Origin of the sequence: Microcoleus sp. OTE_8_concoct_300, from assembly GCF_031383065.1 — a bacterium.
Classification (GTDB): Bacteria; Cyanobacteriota; Cyanobacteriia; order Cyanobacteriales; family Microcoleaceae; genus Microcoleus.
In genome coordinates, this window is the sequence record NZ_JANMZH010000596.1 from 1 (window position 1) to 1,170 (window position 1,170).

General features: G+C 45.4%; 1 protein-coding gene and 1 pseudogene. One reads left to right on the top strand and one right to left on the bottom strand.

The annotated features are described in order from the left end of the window. On the bottom strand, positions 1-306 hold a 306-nt coding region (locus ACUVJL_RS27635), incomplete at its 3' end, for a LysR family transcriptional regulator (protein WP_445248770.1). 383 nt (positions 307-689) lie between these two features. Here ACUVJL_RS27635 and ACUVJL_RS27640 point away from each other — a divergent pair. Continuing rightward, positions 690-1,170 (top strand): annotated as a pseudogene (locus ACUVJL_RS27640) (APC family permease); the annotation flags it as partial.

A 1,170-nucleotide genomic window follows, 5' to 3' on the forward strand; every position in this document is an offset into this window, starting at 1 on the left:
GCCAATGGTCAGACTGCAACCCAAGTTTAATTCGCCTCGCTGCAAGTCATTCAACTCCCGCAAACCTCTCTCAGTCAAAGCAACTTGGTGGAGAATTTTCTGAGTTTCAACTTGCAGCAACTTCCCAGCATCTGTGATTTCTATCCGGCGACCGATGCGGTGAAATAGTTTTACTCCATATTCCGCTTCTAAACATTGGATAGCGGCGCTGACAGCAGGTTGGGTAATGTAAAGTTCCTCCGCCGCGCGACTGAAGTGCAGGTGTTCCGCGACAGCTAGAAAAACTCGCAGTTGGTCAAGTGTCATTCCGGCCATGCTGAGTACCCTTTTACTAAATATAGTGATTTTTTGACATTAAAATCTCTGGCGACTCTGCTTTGACCTGAACTTTTCGATATTGTACAGGTTGGAATTATCCATAAAGCACGGTTGCCAGCCGCTCTTTAATTTTTCTTTTAACCTCAAGGGTTTGAGCTGGTGGCTACAGATAGGTTTGGTACTCCAACAGTTCTTTTGTGGCGGCACTGCATCACTTGTATTTATTAATTCGATAAAAAACAACATTTGATTGTACCTCAGAAGGCGATTACAGTGATATTTAAGCTTCTAACGCAGGGCCCAATGCTGAAGCAGCACCGACAATTTTAAGCCGATCGCCAAAAGTCGATCGACAAAAAGAGAGAAGATAAATGAGTAAGAAAACGCCAAAAAATCAGAGTGCACACGGCTTAAAGCCGGACTGCCTCTCCTTTGGGGAGGTTTTAGCTCAATCCTTTGCCGTTATTGCACCTACAACTATACCCGCATCTAATCTAGGGTTAATTGTCGCTCTTTCGGGTAACGGGACTTGGCTGAGCTTTCTTATCGGCTTGATCGGTCTAGTATTTGTCAGCATCAATATCAACCAATTTGCGAGTCGATCGGCTTCTGCGGGTTCTCTTTATTCTTATATTGTTAAAGGACTTGGCCCGACGGCCGGCGTAATTTGCGGCTGGAGTTTGGTACTGGCTTATCTATTTACTGCGATGTCCGTTTTGTGTGGTTTTGCCAACTTTACGGGTACTTTCATCGGTCATTTAGGCATCCATCCGTCACCGATTACGCTGTTAGCGATCGGGGCCGGCGTTGCTTGGTATGCAGGTTATAAAGATATCCAACTCTCAGCTATGG